Origin of the sequence: Achromobacter sp. GbtcB20 (assembly GCF_019091095.1) — a bacterium.
In the GTDB taxonomy this organism is placed as follows: Bacteria; Pseudomonadota; Gammaproteobacteria; order Burkholderiales; family Burkholderiaceae_B; genus Achromobacter; species Achromobacter mucicolens.
In genome coordinates this window covers 1-272 of sequence record NZ_JAGXJZ010000532.1, presented here as the reverse complement: position 1 = coordinate 272, position 272 = coordinate 1, and the positions used below count along the sequence as shown (strand labels likewise).

Genomic DNA, 272 nt, shown 5'->3' with positions numbered 1-272 from the left:
CGCTACCTGGTCCGGCGCGCCGGCGGCCTGGTCCAACACACTTCCGCCGCCTGGCGCGACCTGCTGCAATGACGTTGACGATCGACCCCATGCGCCTGGGCGGCGCGCTGGCCCTGTCCGGCGGCTACCTGGCGATGTGCGCCGCCATCTGGCGCGCCCGCGCCAGTTCCCGCCGTCCGCTGCAGCAAGGCGGCGCCGACTGGCTGGTGGTGCACGCGAGCCAGACCGGCAACGCCGAATACCTGGCCGTGCAGACCGCCGCCACCCTGGCC

At 74.3% G+C, this 272-nt stretch carries 1 pseudogene; it reads left to right on the top strand.

Going from position 1 to position 272, the window contains the following annotated elements:
• Positions 1-68: 68 nt before the first annotated feature.
• Positions 69-272, top strand: a pseudogene (locus tag KVT32_RS30090) (oxidoreductase); the annotation flags it as partial.